Raw genomic sequence first — 2915 nt, forward strand, 5'->3', positions numbered from 1 at the left:
CCGGGAGGCCCGGTGACGCCGACCAGGGTCGCCGCCGGACCGTCCCGGCACTCGCTGTGCTACTGGGTGAAGAGACGGCGATGCGGGCCGATCGACCCGCTGCTTTGCCAAGGCTTTGCCGTCCGGGGCTCCCGAGGCGGCCTCACCGACGGCCCCGGCGATCCCCACACCGATTCACTCCCGGCAAGCACACTCCCGGGAGGCACGCTCACGGGAAGTAGAGCGCGGCCTTCTCCAGGACGTGCCGCGTGAACAGCCCGCCCCACGCCGTGCCGCCCCGGTACATGGCGACCCGGGCGGCCCCGGATGCCGTCACCTCCACCGCGATCGGCCGGCCGATCAGGGTGGTCCCCAGGAGCCGGGCGTCCGCTGCGGCCCACTGTGCCGCGGACGGCTGGACCTTGCTGCTGATCAGGGCCGGCAGCACCGTCGCCGCGTTCCGGGCGCCGGGCAGACCGCTGCGGATGTGCTTGGCCCGGTCCATCGCCCATCCCGTGAACTCGACCAGCGCGGTGCTGTCGATCTCGGGGACGACCGCGGCGAGGACGAACAGCTCGGTCTTGGTGCCGAACCATTGCAGCTTGCGGTCCCCCCGGCTGCCCACCACCACGCTGTGGTCGCACCAGCCGGCCGCGGTGACCTGGGTGCCGTCGGCCCTCAGCCGCTCACCGAGCTGCGCCAGGTACGTGCTGGCCGCGTCGACCGGCGACGCCCCGTTCGTCCGTTGCTCCGTCATGGCGCCGATCCTTCACCACGGGTACGACATGTGGAAGACCGAAGGCACATCGGGCCGTTGGACGGGAGTACTCGCATCTCCCGGAGCACCGCCCCGGGCAGACACGCGAGTTGACGTCATCGTGCGTGAGTCGAACGCGGACCTCCCTCCCACGGAGGAGACCGCTCCTCCCGCCGGCCGACGCCCCGTCCAGGCGGCCCGACCTAGCGTGGACGGCATGGCAGAACAGGCGCCACCGACCGCTCCGGCCCCGCCCCGCGCGGGCGGTCCCGATGCGGCGGACGCTCCCGACCGGACGGTCCGCGCGGCGCCGGCCGCACTCGCCGCGGCCACCTGCTACGGCCTCCTGCAGGCCTGGTGGGCGCTCGGCCACGCACCGTCCTTCGGTCGCTTCGGCACCGACCTGCTGGTCTTCCCGGCCTGGGGCGCCGTGGTGCTGTGCGCCGGGGCGGCGGTGCTGTCCCGCGCCCTGCACACGGCACGCCGGCCCCGGCCACGGCTGCTCGCGGCCGCCGCCGCGGTGGCCGGCGCCCTGCTGCTCAGCTGCCCGTTCCTGCTGCTGGACGTGGTCGGCGGCCTGGTGCCGGGCCTGCACATCCCCTTCTCGCTCACCGGTTTCCTCAGCCGGGCCGGCTGCCTGACCGTGTCGGTGCTGCTGGCCGCCGCCGCGATCGGCCACCGGCGCCGGTGGTGGGGCGACTGCCCGCGGTGCAGCCGCACCGGCCGGCCCCTCGATCCCGACCGGCGGGCCCGGCCGCCGCGATGGGCGCTGTGGGCGGCGTACGGGGCGGTCGCCTCCTGCTGGCTGCGGATCCTCGCCCAGTACGCCCTCGGGTTCGCCGGCCCGGGGCGGCTGGACACCGCGCAGGCGGCGTCCCTCGCGGTGTTCGAGGTGGGCTTCGTGCTGGCCGGCACCGTGCTGCCGCTGTCGTTGGTGCACCGGTGGGGACAGGTGTTCCCCGGTTGGATGCCGCTGGTGGGCCGGCGGCGCGTTCCGCGGCTGTTGCCGCTCGGGCCGGCCTGCGCGATCTCGGTCGGACTGCTGGTGTACTTCGGCGTCGGCATCGGCCAGTTGGTGGGCGAGACCGTCCACCCGGTGGCCCACGACGGCGCGCTGCCGCTGTCCTTCCTCTGGGTGGCGATGCCCGCCTACTGGCTGTGGGGCCTCGGCCTGGGGGTTGCCGCGCTGTCCTACCACCGCCGGACCCGGCCGCCGTGCCGGGCCTGCGGCCGCTGACCCGCCGCCCCACCGAGGCGCGCAGGCGTGCGCCTCCGGCACGGATAGCCGGTCAGCGTGGGATGCCCGGGGTGCTCGTGGGGGTGGCGCCGCGCGTGTCGTCCTTCTTCCACGCGCCGACGGCGAGCCGGCCCGTGGTGCCCAGGTCGAGCTCCGGGATCACCGTCACGGGGTCGGCACCCGCCTTCGCCCGGACCCTCAGGTACGGCGCGTTCACCGACTCGGCCGTTCCGGACTCCACGGTGTTGCGCCAGACCAGCCCGGCGTAGGCGTGCTCGCCGGGCGCCAGCGTGACCGGCCCGGGCGGGTCGTCGGTGCCGGTGCCGGTCGAGACGGCGTTGCCGCCGTGCAGGATCTGCACGCTGCTGACGGGCCTGTGCTCCTCGTCGATGACCTGGAGTTCCGGATAGCCGTTCAGGTGGACGGTGCCCGACCCGCAGTTCTCCAGGTGGAGGCCCACTGCGCGCAGCCCCATGGCGGCATCGCCCTCGTCGGCGTACACCCGGGTCCCGGACGGCGGGCAAACCCCCGACTCGACCGACGCCTCCTTGCTCGGAACGCTGCGCACCTTGGTGATCCGCACCCGCCCGCCGTCCGCGGAGGCGGACGCACTCGCTCCGCCGGGTACGGCGCCCGGCAGGTGCTGTTCGGTCAGGCGGGGCGAGGGCGATGCACTCGGCGCGACGGTACCCGACACCGTCCGGCCGGGAGCGACGTCCGCCACCGTCTGCTTGCTGACCCACATCGCCTGCCCGGACGGTGACAGGTGGGTGAACGTGATCGTGTAGGTGAAGGCTTCGCCGCCCCGGTTGGTGACCTCGAACTCGGTGCAGAGCGGACCCGAGCCGGTGATCCGGACACCACCCACCTCCCGCTCGGCCGGACCATCGGCCGACGCCGACGCCGACGGGCCCGTCCACCTGAACGGCTATCCGGCACTCC

At 74.5% G+C, this 2915-nt stretch carries 3 protein-coding genes; 1 reads left to right on the plus strand and 2 read right to left on the minus strand.

What is annotated here, in order from left to right; translation table 11 throughout:
* Nucleotides 1–208: 208 nt before the first annotated feature.
* Nucleotides 209–736: a hypothetical protein gene (locus tag ABZ641_RS31370; protein ID WP_344628027.1), complete on the minus strand. Its 528-nt coding sequence runs from the start codon at nt 734–736 to the stop codon at nt 209–211.
* Nucleotides 737–953: 217 nt separating this feature from the next.
* Here ABZ641_RS31370 and ABZ641_RS31375 point away from each other — a divergent pair, with 217 nt between their 5' ends.
* On the plus strand, nt 954–1973 hold the full coding sequence (locus ABZ641_RS31375; RefSeq protein WP_359987294.1) for a hypothetical protein: 1020 nt from the start codon (nt 954–956) through the stop codon (nt 1971–1973).
* Nucleotides 1974–2025: 52 nt separating this feature from the next.
* Here ABZ641_RS31375 and ABZ641_RS31380 read toward each other — a convergent pair whose 3' ends face one another.
* Nucleotides 2026–2841: a DUF4232 domain-containing protein gene (locus ABZ641_RS31380; protein ID WP_359987297.1), complete on the minus strand. Its 816-nt coding sequence runs from the start codon at nt 2839–2841 to the stop codon at nt 2026–2028.
* Nucleotides 2842–2915 lie beyond the last annotated feature (74 nt).

It is taken from the genome of Kitasatospora sp. NPDC007106, assembly GCF_040634455.1.
GTDB classification, from domain to species: Bacteria; Actinomycetota; Actinomycetes; order Streptomycetales; family Streptomycetaceae; genus Kitasatospora; species Kitasatospora arboriphila.